Source organism: Pseudomonas inefficax, assembly GCF_032164165.1.
GTDB lineage: Bacteria > Pseudomonadota > Gammaproteobacteria > Pseudomonadales > Pseudomonadaceae > Aquipseudomonas > Aquipseudomonas inefficax.
Window position 1 is genome coordinate 549,620 of record NZ_CP134401.1, and the last position, 18,627, is coordinate 568,246.

The window sequence follows — 18,627 nt, forward strand, 5'->3', positions numbered from 1 at the left end:
AGTGCCACGAAACGTGAACAATCAGCCACTCGGCATATGCCATGATAGACAGCTCAACTTGTTTCAGCCGGCAATGGCTGCGACCTGTGCGGACATGTCAGTAATATTGAAGAGGATTGGACATGGAATTACCCCAACACATCTCGTCTTTTGCCAAGACCATTGTGGAAGCTGACAAGTCTCACAGCCAAATTTACGAACTGCACGCCTCCCTCGTCCCCGCTGACGTTAAAGAAGCTTACCAAACTCAACAAGAAATACTGCGCTTGCGCCGGGTTTCGGCTGCAGGGTGGAAAGTAGGCGCACGCTCACCCAGCGCGTCGATCCAAGGTTCCCCCTTACCTCACGACCGTATATATCCTTCAGCCAGCCGTCTTGCAACAAGTGAGTTTCCATTTATTGGCGTAGAACTTGAAATTGCGTTCCGTTTAAAAGAGTCATTCGCGCCCAGGCATGAACCCTACAGCGATGCCGAAGTACTTTCTGCTATCGGAGAAATGGGCGCAACGATCGAAATTGTATCAAGCCGATTCGCGAATTGGCCGGAAGCGCCTGCTCTGGCCAAACTCGCGGACCTGATGAATCACGGAGCGTTAGTAACCGGTCAGTTCGTGCCTTACTCGGGCGACTTTGATTTCATTAATCCGCCGCTCAAATTTTCTTTTAACGGAGCGAGCATCAGTTCTACAACTGGGAAAAATCCCGCTGGCGATCCACGTCGATTGCTGACATGGCTGGTCAATCATCACATCGCTCAAGGCGTTACTTTGCCCCAAGACCTAGTAGTAACCACGGGCTCTTACACTGGCCTTCACATGGTGACGGAAGCTGGCAGCTTAGTGGGTGAAATCATGGGGCTGCCCGCCCTTTCTGTTTCATTCAGTTAATACGCGCGCAAAAGCTTGCCCAACTGCGCAGCCACAAGAAAATCCTCACCATTACACGTTGACCGTTGTGGCAACCACAATTCCGCCAGGTGAGCTTCCCGCGGGACTCAACCGAGAAGCCCTCTTGGAAAAGCTCAAAGGGCGAAGTCTGCTAGGCCAGTCTGTTGTGGGGCTTTATCGTTGACAGCCCTGACCGATCTGGAGCGAAGACATGGGAGTGGCTCACGCCTAACGGCGGCGAGCCAAACCCACCTCACTGTGAGGTGAGACCACTCCAGAAGGCTTCTGCAGACCGATTCATTGGCGCCGCGGGGCGCGTCAAGTTTATATCCAGCAAGATGTCCCAGCTTTCATCCAGTGCTCGGACAAGTCGACCATCAACGACTTCCTGCTCCGTGAGACTGCGAGGTAGCCAAGCGATGCCTTTGCCTTCCATCGCCATTGACATCAGCACAGCGGCCAAGTGACTGCTAAACAATGGATTAAGATGCAAAAACTCTTCTTTACCTTGCAAACGGTGCCGGAGGATACGACCTAAACCTGATTCTTCAGTGTACGCCAGATAAGGAAGGGAACTCTGTTCGCCCTCAAAGGTTAACGCAGGGCTGGCGAGAGGGATAAGAATGTCATCACCCACCTTTTTACTGATGTATTGGTTATGCGGCAGTTGTGGCGGTACTTCTGGGTGTCGATGGCAGAGCAAGAACTGAACCTGCCCGTGCACTAACATTTGCTCGCAACTGGCCATGCTGTCGGAATGTAACCGTACAGCCTCAATTGGCGCGCCTCGTTCTGCCCTCCGTATCCACCGAGGGAAGAAAGTAAATGAAAGCGAATGAGTGGCAGCAAATTGCAGAACTTTTGCCGCTTTACCGGAAAATTCTTGAGCTTCCGAGCGTATTCGATAAATTCGGCTCACCTCATCCAATACACTGGGCAAGATCAGTTTGCCAGCATCCGTGAGAGACGCGCCTTGTGGCGTACGTGTGAAAAGTTCAACACCTATCCAAGTTTCAAATGACCGTATTCTGCGACTAAACGCAGGTTGGGTCACGTGGCGTGCTTCAGCAGCTCGGACAAAGCTGCCGTTCTCCGCCAATGCGACAAAATCTTCTAGCCAGACCAGTTCCATGGGCAATGCCGTTTCAGCATGGGGGACTGCATTAATAGCATTGGGCGACATCGAAGACCAAGCTTAATTTGGAGTCTCCAACAACAAGAGGAGCGCATCATGCGTATCGTCGACATCCGCGAAAAGACCGTTTCCATTGCCTCGCCAATCGCCAACGCCTACATCGATTTCTCGAAAATGACCTGCTCGGTTGTAGCAGTGGTCACCGATGTAATCCGCGACGGTAAACCAGTGATCGGCTACGGCTTCAACTCCAACGGTCGCTATGGTCAAGGCGCGCTGATGCGTGATCGCTTCCTGGCTCGCATTACTGAAGCCGACCCAGAGTCGCTGATCGACAAGGAACACAACAACCTGGATCCGTTCGCCATCTGGAAAACCCTGATGACCAACGAGAAACCAGGTGGTCATGGCGAGCGTTCGGTCGCAGTTGGCACCATCGACATGGCCGTCTGGGACGCTGTAGCGAAAATAGAAGGCAAGCCGCTGTATCGCCTGCTAGCTGACCGCTACCGTGGTGGCAAGGCAGACGACAAGGTTTGGGTTTATGCCGCCGGTGGTTACTACTACCCAGGCAAGGACGACACCAAGCTGCAGGATGAAATGCGTGGCTACCTCGACCGCGGCTATGACGTCGTCAAGATGAAGATCGGTGCAGCGCCGCTGGCTGACGACATCCGCCGCATCGAAGCCGTCATCAAGGTGGTCGGGGATGGTCGCCGCCTGGCCGTCGACGCCAACGGTCGCTTCGATCAGCGAACCGCTATCGCCTATGCCGAGGCGCTGAAACCTTACAACCTCTTCTGGTATGAAGAAGCAGGCGATCCTCTGGACTACGCGCTGCAAGCAGAACTGGCCAATCACTACGAGCTGCCGATGGCCACTGGTGAAAACCTGTTCTCTCACCAAGATGCTCGCAACCTGCTGCGCCACGGTGGCATGCGCTCGGACCGCGACTATGTCCAATTTGACTGCGCCCTGTCCTACGGCCTGGTCGAATACATGCGCACCTTGAAAGTCATGGAAGAAATGGGTTGGTCGTCTCGCCGCGTCGTGCCGCACGGCGGCCACCAGATGTCGCTGAACATTGCAGCCGGTCTGCACCTCGGCGGTAACGAATCCTATCCAGATGTGTTCCAGCCGTTCGGTGGTTTTGCCGATGGCATTCGCGTTGAAAATGGTTACGTCGGCCTGCCGGATATCCCAGGTGTCGGCTTCGAGGCCAAATCGGAGCTGTACAAAGTCATGCGTGAGCTGGGCGAAGGCTGATCATTGCCAACGGCAGTCTTGCACCCGCAAGACTGCCGGATCACAAGCGTCGCTCGGCGGCGCTTGACCACACAGCCGATCACAAAAATAAAATGAGGTGCGCTCGTGGAAACGTCCAAATCCCGCTGGTACAGCCAGCTATATGTCCAGGTACTGATTGGCATCGTGATCGGTGGTCTGATCGGTTATCTGGAGCCTGACATCGGCGCCAAGCTACAACCCTTTGCCGATGGTTTCATCAAACTCATTAAAATGCTGCTGGCCCCCATCATCTTCGGCACCGTAGTAGTCGGTATTGCCAAAATGGGCGACATCAAAGAAGTAGGACGCATTGGTGTCAAAGCGTTAATCTACTTTGAAATTCTCTCTACGATTGCCTTGGTCATCGGCCTGGTAGTCGTCAACATCGTCAAGCCAGGCGTTGGCATGAACATCAACGCGGGCACTCTCGATGGAAGTGCCATTGGCAAATACAGCCAAGCGGCATCAGAGCAAGGCGGCACCGTCGACTTCCTGCTGAATATCATCCCCAGCACCTTCATCGATGCCTTTGCCAAAGGCTCCATGCTTCAAGTCATCCTGCTTTCGGTGTTGATGGGTGTGGCGCTTGTGCAAATGGGTCCGACCAGCAAGCCATTGATCAACATGATTGATCTCTTCCTGCACGGATTGTTCAAGATCGTCGCTATGGTCATGCGCCTCGCTCCCTTGGGTGCCGGCGCTGGGATGGCGTTCACGATTGGCAAGTACGGCGTGGGCACCCTCCTCTCCCTCGGGCAACTGCTCATCGCGCTGTACATTACTACCCTGGTCTTCATCGTTGTCATCCTGGGTGCGGTGGCACGGTGGTCGGGGCTGCCGCTGATGCAGTTCCTGCGTTACTTCAAAGACGAGATCCTCGTTACCTTGGGGACCTGCTCCACTGAAGCGGTGTTGCCACGGATGATGGCTAAACTTGAAAAGCTGGGTTGCAAAAAATCCGTCGTGGGGATGGTCCTACCCACAGGCTATACCTTCAATGCTGACGGTACCTGCATCTACCTGACGATGGCTGCAATATTCGTCGCTCAAGCGACCAATACACCGCTGTCGCTTATGGATCAGATGGTTCTGCTCGGCGTGCTGCTCCTCACTTCTAAAGGTTCGGCAGGTGTCGCAGGTGCCGGCTTCATTACCTTGGCAGCCACGCTCACCACTATCCATACAATTCCATTGGTTGGTCTGGTACTGCTCCTGGGAATTGACCGGTTCCTCAACGAAGCTCGGGCCGTGACCAACTTGATTGGTAACGGTATCGGCACGATCGCGATTGCCAAATGGGACAACGCGTTCGATGTCGAAACAGCCAAGCGTGAAGTCGCCGCACTGAAGAGCGACAAACCGGAGCAGAAATCGGAATCCTACGCCATTCAAAAGTAAGCAGTAACAGATGCCAGCTTCGCGCTTATCACGCGAGCTGGCATTTTGCTTTGGGAGCTACCTCATGAACGAACGGTCTCATTCGGAACTTCGCACCGCGTTTCGCGCCCTCCTGCAGGGGGCGTCGTGTAAGTTTGCAGCCTCAGTCTTCGATCCCCTCTCCGTGCGCATGGCCGCCGATATCGGCTTCGAAACAGCCATCTTGGGTGGCTCTGTCGCCTCTCTTCAGGTTCTCGGTGCACCGGACATTACCCTGATTACGCTAGACGAATTCACCGAGCAAGCAGCCAGGCTTGGCAGAGCCAGCCAAATTCCGGTCATTGCCGACGCCGATCACGGTTACGGAAATGCCCTGAACGTCATGCGGACCGTTACTGAACTGCAAAAAGCCGGAGTCGCAGCCCTGACGCTTGAAGATACACAGCTGCCCGCAGGATACAATAACGCCTCCACGCAACTGATCAGCCTCGATGAGGCTGCAAGCAAAATCTATGCGGCTCGAGTCGCCCGCTCCGATGAGACCCTGAGCATAATCGCCAGAACCCATGCCGGGGTCACAACACTCAACGACTCAATTGCCCGAACGACCGCTTATCAAAAAGCCGGCGCCGATGCCATTTGCCTAGTGGGCGTGAAGGACTTCGATCATCTTGCCCAGCTAACTGCGCATTTAAGAGTGCCGATTATGCTAATAAATTATGGCAACCCTGAACTGGCCGATCCTGATCGACTAGCCGCAGCGAATGTTCGAATAGTTGTTAACGGGCACAAGCCCTACTTTGCCGCGGTGCGAGCGACCTACGAGGCACTTTGCGCGGAACAGCCAGGCGAACATCCAGCATTGACAGCTTCGCAATTAATTACAAAATACTCTTTGTCCGATAGCTACAAACGATTAGCCGACACCTATCTTCAGGCCGGCAGAAGCTTTAACTAACCTATAGGTCATGTTTTGATGAAAAAAACGATCGTCGCATTTAGCCGCGTTCATCCGAACCTACTGGCTCCGTATGCTGACCATTACAATATTGTAATACTCGATGCAAAAAACGGTGACATTGATGCTCAATTCCAGGCTGCGCTTCCGAGCGCTCATGGACTGATTGGCGGCAACCGAAAATTGGGCGAACGTGAGCTTGAGGCTGCGCACAATCTGGAGATTGTCTCTAGTATTTCAGTGGGCTACGACAATTATGATTTGGCGTATCTGACTCGGCGCGGCATCCTGCTGACCAATACCCCAGATGTGTTGAATGAGACAACGGCCGATCTCGCCTTCGCGTTGATTTTCGCCACGGCCCGGCGCATCCCAGAGCTCGACGCCTGGACAAAATCAGGTGCTTGGCAAAAAACTATTGATGAGTCGGCATTTGGTTGTGATGTCCACGGCAAGACGCTCGGTATCATCGGCCTGGGCAAGATCGGCGCCGCGATCGCACGCAGAGGGCGTTTTGGTTTTGGCATGACCATTCTTTACTCCGGGAGCAGCCGCAAACCGGATCTTGAAGCAGAGCTTGGGGCAAAGTGGGTTCCTCAATATCAATTATTAAGAGAAGCTGATTTCGTTTGCCCTGTTGTTCCATTGACTTCAGAAACCCGGAATCTCATCAGCCATCAAGAACTGTCTTTGATGAAGCCCGAGGCCATTTTTATCAACGTCTCACGAGGCCCTATCGTCGACGAGAGCGCGCTGGTTGATGCTTTGGCAAGTCGGCGCATACGCGCTGCAGGTCTGGACGTGTATATGAAAGAGCCTCTTTCAGAGTCGCCACTGTTCAAACTCGACAATGCTGTAACAGTCCCTCACATCGGCTCTGCCACCATTCAAACTCGCTTGGCCATGGCGCAGCGCGCGCTGCAGAATCTGTTAGCTGGGCTTGACGGCCAAGTGCCTAAAGACCTGGTCAATCCCGAAGCCTTGCAACAAAGATCCTAAACCGGCATTTCAAAAGACGCGACCAAACTCCTTTTGCCGTTAATTTAGCCTCTGGCCACAGCGCGCCCAGTGACATGGGTTGAGTTAGCCACTCAGCCCCTGTTCTTTATATCAGTCCCGCGCCTACCCTTGCCCGCTTCTCCCTCGCCCCGCCAGGCACTCGCCTCACTTCCCGTCGGTTCAAACTCATCAGCTACAGAGCATAAGCCAGCTATAGTGATTTGAGCCTGATGCTCACCACGGATGGATTTGCTGTAAACACAGCGAATGCCTGAATCAGCTGCAGTACCAGGAACTGCTGGTTTCGGTTGTGAGCAGCGAGATAGACATATCGATAAAAAAACCCCCTTCCTGCATTCCCCCAAGAGCGTGGCAAAAGGGAATGAAAAAGGGGGCCAAGGTACATCCAATCTAAGCCGGTGACCGACCAGCTAGATTAATGCCAGATTCCCATCAGAACCGTCGCGGCGATTACAGTAGCCGCCCCGCCGATTCGCGTGGAAATCTGAGCAAACGGCATCAATGCCATACGGTTACAAGCGGAAAGAATTGCGACGTCGCCCGTGCCGCCCAAGCCGCTGTGGCAGCAGGTAACGATGGCAGACTCGATCGGGTACATTTTCAGCATATTACCCACCAGGAAGCCTGCTAGCGCCATCGCAACTACGACTGCGATACAGACCATCACATAACCAAGAGAGAACACGCTAGCCACACTTTCCAGAGGAACATAGAGCATGCCCAAACCGATCATGGTTGGCCAGATAAACACCGTCGAAACCAGCTTGTAGAAACGTTTGCTACCTTTTTCAAGCCGGTCCGGCAGTACCCGAAGATATTTAAACAGTACAGCGACAACAATCATCATTACAGGGCCTGGAATATGCACCAGCTTTTCCAGCAGCCCACCCAACACAAAGAACGCACAGATCAGAAGTACGCCCGCGCCCATGTAACGGAAGTCGATTTCTTTATCTTCGACCTCTTCCACCTTGAATTGGTCGTTTTCTTCCTTGGCGCGAATCAGCATACCGTCGCCATTCAGGTGCGGTTTTCTAACCGCTATGCGAGCCAGTACACCAGCACAGATGATAGCCACGATATTTCCCACAACCGCAGCGGGAACCAGCTGCGCTACGAACTGCTCAGGTGAGCCTCCAAGGATATGGGCATAGGCCAAAGACAGCGGCAAAATACCTTCACCAATGCCCCCGCCGATGATGGGAACGATAATGTAAAAGAGAGTGTGGTGCACGGTGTAGCCAAAGCTCACACCAACCAAAATACCGGCCGCGATTGCAGCGACAGTACCCGCCAACAAGGGTACGAACATGCGAATCATCCCTTGAACCAGGATGGTCCGATTCATACCTAAAATACTACCCACCACCAGGCTGGCAATAACGAAATAAAGGAAGTTGGCATCTTTCATCAGCATCTTGGTAGCGTCGATTGTCGTGCTACCGAAGAAACCATGAAACACTAGCACTGAAGGCAGCAACAGGCATAGAATGGCTCCGCCGCCTATATCTTTCAGAATAGGCAAACGTTGCCCGATTTGACCCAAAAACATACCAAGCGTCATGATGACAGCCAAACCACCAATCATGGTCTTTGGCAAGAGTCCAAAATGCGCGGAGCAGAATACGATCAGGGATATGCCAAGAAAGTATGGAAATGGGATCACTCCGATTTCATACTCCATGAGCGCACTGAAGCGGCTTTTTTTCGATGAGGCAAGGGCAAGCGAAGTCATTGACTGGTCCTCAATTATTTTTGTGTGAGGAAAATTAAAATCTGCCTGAATCACGGAAGCTCGAGGCTAGGCACATGCTATCCTTTACCCACCTGTAGAAAAACATGCCATCTATGCACGCTATGAACACGAATCATGAAGAAGCTCCACTGCCCGAAGACCTGCGGGTGTTCCTGACAGTCATTCGCAAATTAAGCTTTGCCGCCGCCGCGATCGAGCTGCAGCAGTCACCTGCCTACATCAGCAAACGCATCAAAATCCTTGAGCAAACGCTAGGCACAAAGCTGATTCATCGTTCAACTCGGCGTATCGCCCTCACGGATACAGGTGTCAGGGCTGAGCAATGGGCTACCCGGATTTTGAATGACATTGACGACTTTATGGGCGACCTTAGCCAAGTGCGCAAAGCACCACGTGGCCTTCTGCATATTTGTAGCAGCTTCGGCTTTGGGCGAAATTACGTCGCCCCCGCGATTGCCGAATTGGCGGTGGAATATCCCGACCTCGAAGTGCGCGTGGACGTTTTTGACCGCGTAGTTGATATCGTTGCGGAAGGTTTCGACCTGGAGATTCGCGTTGGCGATGATATTCCCGGCCAGCATATTAGCCGCCAGTTAGTGGCTAATCGAAGGGTTATCTGTGCGACGCCTGAGTATCTGGAAAAACGCGGCACACCCAAGACACTGGAAGATCTTGCGCAACATGATTGCCTGGTGTTGAAAGAGAGGAATAACAGCTTTGGCGTTTGGCAGCTGCGAAACGGCAATAAAGAAGTAACCGTTCGGGTCAACGGGCGCTTGTCATCCAACAATGGTGAGATAGTGTTGCAGTGGGCCCTTAAGCATCGCGGGCTATTGTTGCGATCGATGTGGGATGTCAAACCGCTTTTAGAGCAGGGGCGCCTAGTCCAGGTACTCCACGACTACAGTCAAAGCGCGAATGTATGGGCGGTTTATCCGACCAGGCTGGGAGAGTCAGGCAAGCTTCGAGCCTGCGTCGAATTCCTCGAAGGGTGGTTCAGTCGTTTAAAAGCGGACTGAACCGGTTCCATTGTTCCAAGCTAAATAGGGCACCCTTTGCTTCGCAAGAGTTCGTCAAATCGCGTAGGGTCCAGGTCATCGGAGGCCACTGCCTTGAGAATGGCGGCCTCGCGATCCAACAACTCGGTGCAACGCGCGTGAATCTTGGGAAGTTCTTCAGCCCTCACTGCGACGACACCATCGGCATCGCCAACGATGAGATCCCCCGGATTGACCAACATTCCCGCACACACCAGCGGAACGTTAATCTCGCCACCACCGTCGGTACTGGGACCACGGTGAACATAACCCAGCGCATAGACCGGTAGCTCGCCGTCGAGCCATTCTTCTCGGTCCCGAATGGCACCATTGATTACCACCCCGGTAATGCCCGCCTTGATGGCCATGGCCCGCATGATGCCACCAATCACAGCCCGGCTTAGGTCGGCGCTGCCATCGATTACCAGCACATCGCCTGGCCTCGCCATTTGGATAGCCTTGAGTACCATCAAATTATCACCCGGTCGCACCCGTACGGTGAGCGCTGTGCCACAAAGATGGCGTAGGCCGTGATAGGGCTTCAAACCCAAACCGCCGGCATTACGGCCCAAGCTATCACTCACGATGGCCGAGGGCATCCCTTCGAATGCCTCATGCCATTGCCCGGACAAGGATGGCGCGCAGGGATTGATCAGATAGCCTGCAGGCCAGTCGCCGTGGCTAGATCCATTCAACATGGCAACACTCCGAGGCGGGGGACGCGCCCCCGCCCATCAATCAGCTTTCGATCAAACCAGCCAGGGGTTGCTCTGAAGGTGGCGCGCCTCGAAGGCACGAATGTCATCGCTGCGCTGCAGCGTCGTGCCGATGGCGTCCAGCCCCAGCATTAGTGCTTGCTTGCGCAGTGCATCGATCTTGAATTCGATTGCTCTACCGTCCACCAGAAGAATGTGCTGTGCCTCAAGGTCGATCGCGATGCAAGAACCTCCACGCTCACTCACCACGTGCCCCAATTCCTTCAATTCCGCGGGGCTGAGCTGGATGGTGAGTACGCCATTACGCTGGCAGTTGTCGTAGAAAATCCCGGCAAACGTGGTACCGATCAACGCCCGGATGCCCAACTGCTTTAATCCCCAAACCGCATGCTCGCGGCTGGAACCACAGCCAAAGTTGGGGCCCACCACCAGGAAGGTCGAGGTATTCCATGGATCTTGATTGAGCACGAAGTCTGGGTTTGGCGTGCCATCGAGGAGGAAGCGCAGGTCGAAAAACACGCCACGGTCCAAGCCACTCCGGTCGATACCTTTGAGAAACTGCTTGGGCATGATCACATCGGTATCGACGTTAGCTGCCAGCATCGGGGCAGCGTAGCCCTCTACATACTTGAAAGGTTCCATGCTCATGCCTCCAACGCCAAAGAACGTACATCGACCAAATGACCAGTGACCGCAGCAGCGGCAACCATCGCTGGGCTCATCAAGTGAGTACGTGCACCGGCGCCCTGGCGTCCTTCGAAGTTACGGTTAGTACTTGAAGCACATCGGTCCCCTGGGCTCAGAACATCGTCGTTCATGGCCAGGCACATCGAGCAACCCGACTGGCGCCATTCGAAACCTGCATCGCGGAAAATCTGCGCAAGCCCTTCAGATTCCGCTTGATCACGAACCATCGTCGAACCAGGAACAATCATCGCCCGTACACCGGCCGCAACTTTGCGGCCACTGACCACGCGGGCGGCGTCCCGAAGGTCTTCGATTCGAGCATTGGTGCACGAGCCGATGAAGGCGTGACTAATGCGGATACCTTCCAACGCGGTGCCAGGCTGCAGATCCATGTAGCGCAGAGCACGCTGCAGGTCCTGACGAAGGATGAGATCTTTCTCCTGCATCGGATCAGGCACGACACCTGTAATCGAGGCTGCCTGGTCGGGACTTGTGCCCCAGGTGACCATGGGCTGCACGTCCGCAACATGCATGTGGACTTCTTTATCGAAGCTCGCGTCAGGGTCGGTGAACAAGGTCTTCCACTGCTCAACAGCCGCTTGCCATTGCGCTCCCTTCGGCGCACGGGGCTTGTCCTGAAGGTAGGCGTAGACCTTGTCGTCGGGCGCCATGAAAGCACCACGCGCGCCGGCTTCTACAGCCATGTTACAGATGGTCATGCGTGCTTCGACACTCAACGCGCTGATCGCAGGACCGGTAAATTCAATCGCATAACCAGTGGCGCCTGCAGCGCCGATCTGGCGGATCAGTTCCATGATGATGTCTTTGGACACCAAGCCAGGACCTGGCTCACCCTCGACAGTGACGCGCATGGTTTTCAGACGCTTGTAAACCAATGTCTGAGTAGCCAGCAGGTGCTCGATTTCGGAAGTACCAATACCGAAGCCGAACGCCCCCAATGCACCATAAGTGGTGGTGTGGCTATCACCTGCAGCGACGACCATACCCGGCAGGATAAACCCCTGCTCAGGGGCTACAACGTGCTCGATACCCTGACGCTTGTCCAATACATCGAACAGCTCAATACCAAAGTCGCGGCAATTTTGTTCAAAGTAGTTGACCTGCAGCGCCCCGCCGGCATCAGGCATGTCGGCAATACGCTCCGGAGCAGTCGGGTTTACATGGTCCACCACGCAGAGGGTGGCGGATGGGCGCCAAACCTTGCGCCCCGCTTCGCGCAGGCCGCTGAAAGCTTGGGGACTGGTGTACTCGTTGGCGACTTGACGATCGATGTACAGCAGGACATGGCCCTGATCATCGAGCTCGCAGACAGAGTGGGAATCGATATGCTTCTGATATAGCGTTCTTGGGTTGCTCATCGCAAGTTCATACCCTTGTTGTTGTTCAGGCCCTGAGGCATCACGGTCACTGCGCGGCAGCGTTAACAACAACAGGATATCGATACGGTAAAGCGCATCAACGCGCATTCAGTGGAGCATGGATTCACAGTTCGTGAATTTATTCACGGCCGAATCAACAAGAGCACTGCGCTTACGGTCAAAAAGCAAGAAAATAAGCCGCACAAGAGTTTTTTCCGGGGCGCGATAAGCCCACCGAACTCCCCAACTTACACTGAGTAATCCGCCCAGCGCCATGGCAAGCCCCATCTGCCAGTCGACATGACCGCCATGATAACCTCGCAGCTTGCTCAGCAGTTGAGGCACCTCCTCCATGCGCAGGAAGGGATTGTGCTCAACCGGTAGCTTGGGCATAGCCACCACATCCAGGTCTGCAGCAGGGTTGTGTCGAGCCCTGCTACGCCTTGAGAACCGCGCCATAGTCGATCGAAGGCTCATTCTCTAGAAACGCCAGCGCCTCTTCGATACTTGCTTCGAACGACAAATGCTCCGACTCTTTGACTTCGACAGGGTCTTTGAGTTGCAGGGCATTCTGCAGGTAGCCTGCCACCTCGAAATCTCCGAACGGATCGAAGCTCATGCGCGGATCGGTTTCCTGGTGCACCGTTTTTCGGCGAGATAGCGCCCTTGCAGTGCCATGATCTCAACCTTGCTGAGCACGCCTTTTCTTTTAAGGTTCACCAGCAACTGTTCGACGACGTCCAGGTTGATGATATCGCCAGCCAGACGACTGATAGTCACAGCCATACCACTCACCCCGTCACGCTCCGCGGTAACATGGTGCTTTTGGGCAAGGTTTCTGACTTCAGTGGCAACACTGGTATTAGAAGATCGGGGCATCTCAAGCCTCCTTTGATGACCAGATCTTAGCGTGGCGTCGATCAAGCAGACAGGCGTGGCGGCGGAGTGAAAAGAGCAAATGACAGAAACGAAAAAAGGCCCCGAACAGACTGTGTGAAAACACACTGACAGGCCCTAGACCAAACGCCCCGACTTGTTCGGGGCGTTTGTTTTTGTGCTGAAAAAGGCTCTTCAGCCCATCAGTTGCATCATTTGCTTGGCACCCAGGACGCTGATCGCTCGCTTGAGGTTGTAAGCGGTCACAGCCAGCGCCATTTCAGCTCTTGTACCTTCGAGTTGTCGCAGCAGGAAGCGCCCGTTCCCAAATAGCCATTGTTTGAGATTGCCAAACGGGTGCTCCACGATGGATCGACGTCGCTCCATCATCTCTGGATGCAGTTGCATTCGCTGCGCCATGCGCTCAAAGGCTTCCTCTTGAGCGTGGCGCGAGACATAGCGGCGCTTGGCCGTCGTGCATCGGGCTTTCAGCGCGCACCTGGCACAATCACTGATCGCCGCCTGGTAGATCCGGTCGCCCTTGTAGCGCTGCTTCAGCATTAGCCACTGACCTGCCGGGCACTGGTACCGATCCTGTTCGGCGTCGTAGGTAAAGTCCTTGCGCTCGAATAATGTCTCTCCGCCTGGGTTCGAGGTTCGGTTTGGCGGCACGTACGCGGTAATGGAGGCTTCCTCACACGCTTGGAACTGCTGGCCGTTTGAGTAGCCCATATCGGCTGTCACGGTCAACGCTTCCTGCCCCAACTCAGCCTTAGTAGCTGTAGCCATGGGTTCAAGCTGCTTGCGGTCATCACCGTCTTGTGTGACTTCGTGATGCAAAATCAGACAGTGTTCTGCGTCGACCGCGGTCTGTACGTTATAGGCAACACGCGCCCCCTTTGGCGTGCGCATCATTCGGGCATCGCTTTCATGTGTGTTGAACTGCTCCAGCCCCATCGACTTCATCAAGGCTTGGCAACTGCGGTTGTCTTGCTGCTTGGCCTCAAGCTTCGCCAAGGCCGCCTTGATCGCAGAGCGATCTACCACTTGCTCGCCCTCAGTCTTGTCAGCGGCATCCAGCTCAGCCAGGTATTGAGCGATTCGCTTATCCAGCTTCTCTTCCTGACGCTTGAGTTGATTCAAGTTCAAATGGCGCCGCGAAGAAGCAACTGCCTGAAACTTGCTCCCGTCGATGGCAATCAGGTCACCGGCAATCAAACCGGCAGCTCGGCAGAACTGTACAAAGGCCCGGCACGTCGTAACGAAAGCGACTTTGTGTTCTTGCGGAAGTCAGCGATGGTTTTGAAGTCAGGTTTGAGTCGGTTAAGCAACCACATCACTTCGATGTTGCGCTGGCACTCGGCTTCCAGACGCCGCGATGAACGGATGCGCTGAAAATAGCCATAGAGGTAGAGCTTGAGCTGATCGGCGGGGTCGTAGGCAGGGCGCCCAGTGGCCTTGGGCTGAGCTTTGTCGAAACCCAGCTGTGCCAAATCCAGCCTAGCGACATACAGGTCGATGACACGAACGAGGTGATCCTCAGGGATCAGCTCTTCCAGCGAGACCGGGAACAAGCTGGTCTGGCTGCGGGACTCTCCCTGGATGTAGGCCATAACGAAAAATGCTCCGTATCTTTCGATGCGGAGCATTTTCCTAAAGGGCCGGACAGATTGCTAGGTTTTCACACAGTCTGCGAAGGGCCTTATTTCTTGCCCCACCGAAATACTTCGATAAGGGCCAATTTGGAGCGGGAAACGAGACTCGAACTCGCGACCCCGACCTTGGCAAGGTCGTGCTCTACCAACTGAGCTATTCCCGCGTCGTGATGGGTGCCATTCTAGCGATTTCTAAAACAGCGTCAACCCCTTGATTCAAAAAAACTTTTACTTCTGCTCCGAGCCTTCGCGCAGGTGCGGCCAGGCGGCCAGCAGGTAGTGCACCATCGACCACAGGGTCAACCCCGCCGCCACCAGCAGCAGCGCGTAACCCAGAATTACCCAGAAGGTCACCGCTGGCGGGTTGGCCAGCAGGATCACCAGCGCCAGCATCTGCGCCGCGGTTTTCCACTTGCCAAGGTTGGACACCGCCACATGCGCCCGCGCGCCCAGCTCGGCCATCCACTCGCGCAACGCCGATACCACGATCTCGCGGCCGATGATCACCGCAGCCGGCAGGGTCAGCCAGAAGTTGGCGTGGGTTTGCACCAGCAGCACCAGGGCCACCGCCACCATCAGCTTGTCGGCCACTGGGTCGAGAAACGCACCGAACGGCGTGCTCTGCTGCAGGCGACGCGCCAGGTAGCCGTCCAGCCAGTCGGTGGCGGCGGCAACGGCAAACACGCTGCTGGCGGCCATATAGCTCCAGTGATAGGGCATATAGAACAGCAGGATGAAGATCGGGATGAGCAGGACGCGTAGAACGGTGAGCAGGTTTGGAATATTCATCGGTACGACTGGCCGCAAGTTGAGCCCGCATTCTACTCGCTATGCAGGCTGGCATAAATCGACTCGGCAAGCTTTTTACTGATGCCGGGCGCTTTGGCGATTTCATCGATACTGGCGCGGTTGAGCTCCTGCAGGCCGCCGAAATGTTTCAGCAGGTCGCGCCGGCGCTTGGGCCCTACCCCGGCCACATCCTCCAGGCTGGACACCCGGCGGGCCTTGCCACGGCGGGCGCGGTGGCCGGTGATGGCGAAACGGTGGGCCTCGTCACGGATCTGCTGGATCAGGTGCAAGGCCGGTGAGTCGCCCTTGAGGGTAAACTCATGGTGCACGTCGTTCAGGTACAGGGTTTCGAAACCGGCCTTGCGCGTCACGCCCTTGGCCACGCCAAGCAGGGTCAGGTCACTGAAGCCCAGCTCCTGCATTACGTCACGGGCCATGTTCAGCTGGCCTTTGCCGCCGTCCACCAGCAGCACGTCGGGCAGCTTGCCCTCGCCGTCCTTGATGCGCCCGTAACGGCGGGTCAGGGCCTGGTGCATGGCGGCGTAGTCGTCACCGCCGGTGACGCCTTCGATGTTGAAGCGGCGGTAGTCGGACTTGAGCGGGCCTTCGGGGCCGAATACCACGCAACTGGCCACGGTGGCTTCGCCGCTGGAATGGCTGATGTCGTAGCACTCCAGGCGCTGCGGCACCTCGTCCAGGCCCAGTACCTCGGCCAAGGCCTCGAAACGTGCGGCCATGTGCTGGCGGTTGGCCAGGCGGGCATTGAGCGCCTGCTCGGCGTTGGTCACCGCCAGCTGCTGCCAGCGGGCGCGGGTACCGCGTACCCGGTGGCTGATGGTCAGCTCGCGGCCACGCAGGGTGTGCAGGGCTTCGCTGATGGCTGCGAAGTCTTCATGCACCACGTTGACGATCAGTTCGCCCGGCAATTCGCGCTCGGCATTGCCCAGGTAGTACTGGGAAAGGAACGCGGCCATCACTTCGGCCACCTCCTCCTCGATACCTACCTGCGGGAAGAAGTTCTTGCTGCCCAGCACCCGCCCGCCGCGTACGCTGATCAGGTGCACGCAGGCGCCACCAGGGTTGACGAAGGCGGCGACAACGTCGACATCGCCGCTGCCGCCTTCGATGTACTGCTGGTCCTGGACCCGGCGCAACAAGGCGATCTGGTCGCGCAACTCGGCGGCCTTTTCGAAATTGAGGGCCATGGCGGCCTTCTCCATCTCGGCATTGAGCTCGTTGCCCAGTTGCTGGCTACGCCCTTCGAGGAACATCACCGAGTGGCGCACGTCCTCGGCATATTCCTCGGCGGTCACCAGGCCCGTGCAGGGCCCTTTGCAGCGCTTGATCTGGTACTGCAGGCATGGCCGGGTGCGGTTGGCGTAATAGCTGTCTTCGCACTGACGCACCGAAAAGGCCTTCTGCAGCAGGCTGAGGCTTTCGCGAATGGCTCCGGCGCTGGGGTACGGGCCAAAGTAGCGGCCCTTGGCCTTCTTCGCCCCACGGTGGATGCCCAGCCGCGGGAACTCGCCGTCGGAAAGGAACACGTAGGGGTAGGATTTGTCATCGCGCAGCAGGATGTTGTACGGCGGCCGCCATTCCTTGATCAGGTTCTGTTCCAGCAGCAACGCCTCGGTTTCGTTGGCGGTGATGGTGGTTTCGACCTGGGCGATGCGGGCCACCAGCGCGGCGGTCTTGGGCGCCAGGCCGGTCTTGCGGAAATAGCTGGCCAGGCGCTTCTTGAGGTTCTTGGCCTTGCCCACGTAAAGCAGCCGGGCTTCGCCGTCGAACATCCGGTAGACGCCCGGGCGACCACTGCAGGTAGCCAGGAATGCGCTGGCATCGAAAACTTGGGACATGAGGTTTTACAGGCTTGCGTCGACCATGCCGTGGCGAACGGCCAGCAAGGTCAGTTCGACGTCGCTGGTAACCGAGAGTTTTTCAAAGATCCGATAACGGTAAGTATTGACGGTCTTGGGCGAGAGGCACAACTTGTCTGAGATGATCTGCACTTTCTGGCAGCCGACGATCATCAGGGCAATCTGGATTTCCCGTTCCGACAAGGCATCGAACGGCGAACCCTGCGGCTGGAAGGGTTTCAACGCCATCTGCTGGGCAATCTGCGGGCTGATGTAGCGCTGGCCGGCGAAGGCCAGGCGGATGGCCTGGACCATTTCGTCAAGGCCGGCGCCTTTGGTCAGGTAGCCAGCAGCACCGGCCTGCAGCAGGCGCGTGGGGAACGGGTCTTCCTCGCACACGGTCACGGCAACCACCTTGATGTCCGGGTGGCTGCGCAGCAGCTTGCGGGTTGCCTCCAGGCCACCGATGCCAGGCATTTTCACGTCCATCAGCACCACATCCGGCTTCAGCTCACGGGCCAGCTTGAGTGCCGATTCACCCGAATCACCTTCGCCCACCACCTGCAGACCATCGATGTCGGCAAGCATGCGTGTAATACCGGTTCGTACCAGATCGTGATCGTCGACCACTAAGACCCTAATCAAGCACACACCTCGTCAGCAGGGCGATTGGATCCTGCCACCTTAACAAAATTTTTCACGGCGGACCTAACGCATTCCTTCCGTAAGAAACGCCTGACGTTCAACCGTAAGCGGCCTCATTGTCTGCCGGGATTTGTCGTTGTTGGTCAAACGCCGCAACAAGTGCCAAAGGGCCGCTTGGTCGTCGCATGACAACTGCCGGAAAGCCCCCAGCAAACCGGACTCATCGGTGCTCAGCCCCTCGAGCGGTACGGGGGTGCGGGTGCCGCTGAGCACATAAAGTGCATCCACGCCCCTGGCTGCCAAAGCCGCCAGGTAGTCGACCCGCGGCGAACGCTCACCACTCTCGTATTTGCCTTGGGCATTGGGTTCGACCCCGCCGATATCGCCAAACACGCGCTGGGTCATCCCCAGGCGTTCTCGCTCTTCCCGCAGCCGCGGACCGATTCCATTCATGGGGTTCTCCTTGTCCCTGATCACAATCATGTACGGCCTACCCGCCAGCAGGCAGCCGTGAACGCCTGGGTTCACTATGCCGATGCTCACCAGTCGCGACAAGCCATCATTAAG

The 18,627-nt window shown here is 56.0% G+C and carries 16 protein-coding genes, 1 tRNA gene and 3 pseudogenes; 6 read left to right on the top strand and 14 right to left on the bottom strand.

Going from position 1 to position 18,627, the window contains the following annotated elements:
* Nucleotides 1-122: 122 nt before the first annotated feature.
* Nucleotides 123-887 (top strand): 2-keto-4-pentenoate hydratase, encoded by a 765-nt coding sequence (locus RIN61_RS02510; RefSeq protein ID WP_313855596.1) that lies wholly within the window; start codon nucleotides 123-125, stop codon nucleotides 885-887.
* A 253-nt stretch (nucleotides 888-1,140) separates the two neighbouring features.
* On the opposite strand, the gene RIN61_RS02515 is transcribed toward RIN61_RS02510, so the two are convergent.
* Complete coding sequence (locus tag RIN61_RS02515; protein ID WP_313855598.1) at nucleotides 1,141-2,019, bottom strand: LysR family transcriptional regulator; 879 nt, start codon at nucleotides 2,017-2,019, stop codon at nucleotides 1,141-1,143.
* Nucleotides 2,020-2,118: 99 nt separating this feature from the next.
* On the opposite strand from RIN61_RS02515, the gene RIN61_RS02520 reads away from it, so the two are divergent.
* From RIN61_RS02520 to RIN61_RS02535, 4 genes are all read left to right on the top strand, one after another.
* Nucleotides 2,119-3,288 (top strand): mandelate racemase/muconate lactonizing enzyme family protein, encoded by a 1,170-nt coding sequence (locus RIN61_RS02520; RefSeq protein ID WP_313855600.1) that lies wholly within the window; start codon nucleotides 2,119-2,121, stop codon nucleotides 3,286-3,288.
* Between the two features lie 105 nt (nucleotides 3,289-3,393).
* Nucleotides 3,394-4,707, top strand: a complete 1,314-nt coding sequence (gene dctA, locus RIN61_RS02525) for a C4-dicarboxylate transporter DctA (protein WP_313855602.1) — start codon at nucleotides 3,394-3,396, stop codon at nucleotides 4,705-4,707.
* A 64-nt stretch (nucleotides 4,708-4,771) separates the two neighbouring features.
* Nucleotides 4,772-5,644 carry an isocitrate lyase/PEP mutase family protein gene (locus tag RIN61_RS02530; RefSeq protein ID WP_313855604.1) on the top strand — a complete coding sequence of 291 codons (873 nt, stop codon included), beginning with the start codon at nucleotides 4,772-4,774 and terminating at the stop codon, nucleotides 5,642-5,644.
* An 18-nt stretch (nucleotides 5,645-5,662) separates the two neighbouring features.
* Nucleotides 5,663-6,643: a 2-hydroxyacid dehydrogenase gene (locus RIN61_RS02535; RefSeq protein ID WP_313855606.1), complete on the top strand. Its 981-nt coding sequence runs from the start codon at nucleotides 5,663-5,665 to the stop codon at nucleotides 6,641-6,643.
* A 436-nt stretch (nucleotides 6,644-7,079) separates the two neighbouring features.
* Here the strand turns inward: RIN61_RS02535 and RIN61_RS02540 are convergent, their stop codons facing one another.
* Nucleotides 7,080-8,399, bottom strand: a complete 1,320-nt coding sequence (locus RIN61_RS02540) for a 2-hydroxycarboxylate transporter family protein (protein WP_313855609.1) — start codon at nucleotides 8,397-8,399, stop codon at nucleotides 7,080-7,082.
* Nucleotides 8,400-8,521: 122 nt separating this feature from the next.
* Between RIN61_RS02540 and RIN61_RS02545 the strand changes: the two genes are divergently transcribed.
* Nucleotides 8,522-9,439, top strand: coding sequence for a LysR substrate-binding domain-containing protein (locus RIN61_RS02545; protein WP_313855612.1), 918 nt, complete (start codon nucleotides 8,522-8,524; stop codon nucleotides 9,437-9,439).
* Between the two features lie 20 nt (nucleotides 9,440-9,459).
* On the opposite strand, the gene RIN61_RS02550 is transcribed toward RIN61_RS02545, so the two are convergent.
* The 12 genes and pseudogenes from RIN61_RS02550 to RIN61_RS02605 form a co-directional block, all read right to left on the bottom strand.
* Nucleotides 9,460-10,155 (bottom strand): RraA family protein, encoded by a 696-nt coding sequence (locus RIN61_RS02550; RefSeq protein WP_313855614.1) that lies wholly within the window; start codon nucleotides 10,153-10,155, stop codon nucleotides 9,460-9,462.
* A gap of 51 nt (nucleotides 10,156-10,206) precedes the next feature.
* Entirely contained in the window at nucleotides 10,207-10,821 is a 615-nt protein-coding gene (gene leuD, locus RIN61_RS02555; protein ID WP_313855616.1) for a 3-isopropylmalate dehydratase small subunit, read from the bottom strand.
* Complete coding sequence (gene leuC / locus RIN61_RS02560; protein WP_313857542.1) at nucleotides 10,818-12,239, bottom strand: 3-isopropylmalate dehydratase large subunit; 1,422 nt, start codon at nucleotides 12,237-12,239, stop codon at nucleotides 10,818-10,820. Before leuC ends, leuD begins: the two co-directional genes overlap by 4 nt.
* 267 nt (nucleotides 12,240-12,506) lie before the next feature.
* Nucleotides 12,507-12,662, bottom strand: a pseudogene (locus RIN61_RS26700) (integrase); the annotation flags it as partial.
* 19 nt (nucleotides 12,663-12,681) lie between these two features.
* Nucleotides 12,682-12,858: pseudogene (locus tag RIN61_RS02570) on the bottom strand (cell filamentation protein Fic); the annotation flags it as partial.
* Nucleotides 12,855-13,118, bottom strand: coding sequence for a hypothetical protein (locus tag RIN61_RS02575; RefSeq protein ID WP_313855620.1), 264 nt, complete (start codon nucleotides 13,116-13,118; stop codon nucleotides 12,855-12,857). The pseudogene RIN61_RS02570 and the gene RIN61_RS02575, both read right to left, overlap by 4 nt.
* Before the next feature lie 192 nt (nucleotides 13,119-13,310).
* Nucleotides 13,311-14,728: pseudogene (locus RIN61_RS02580) on the bottom strand (IS1182 family transposase).
* Nucleotides 14,729-14,858: 130 nt separating this feature from the next.
* Nucleotides 14,859-14,934 (bottom strand) — tRNA-Gly (locus RIN61_RS02585).
* Between the two features lie 64 nt (nucleotides 14,935-14,998).
* Complete coding sequence (gene pgsA, locus RIN61_RS02590; protein WP_015271035.1) at nucleotides 14,999-15,559, bottom strand: CDP-diacylglycerol--glycerol-3-phosphate 3-phosphatidyltransferase; 561 nt, start codon at nucleotides 15,557-15,559, stop codon at nucleotides 14,999-15,001.
* A gap of 32 nt (nucleotides 15,560-15,591) precedes the next feature.
* Nucleotides 15,592-17,415, bottom strand: a complete 1,824-nt coding sequence (uvrC, locus tag RIN61_RS02595) for an excinuclease ABC subunit UvrC (RefSeq protein ID WP_252378244.1) — start codon at nucleotides 17,413-17,415, stop codon at nucleotides 15,592-15,594.
* Nucleotides 17,416-17,421: 6 nt separating this feature from the next.
* Nucleotides 17,422-18,060, bottom strand: coding sequence for a response regulator transcription factor GacA (gene gacA / locus RIN61_RS02600; RefSeq protein ID WP_112252913.1), 639 nt, complete (start codon nucleotides 18,058-18,060; stop codon nucleotides 17,422-17,424).
* A gap of 63 nt (nucleotides 18,061-18,123) precedes the next feature.
* Nucleotides 18,124-18,513 (bottom strand): helix-turn-helix domain-containing protein, encoded by a 390-nt coding sequence (locus RIN61_RS02605; RefSeq protein WP_112253242.1) that lies wholly within the window; start codon nucleotides 18,511-18,513, stop codon nucleotides 18,124-18,126.
* Nucleotides 18,514-18,627: the final 114 nt, after the last annotated feature.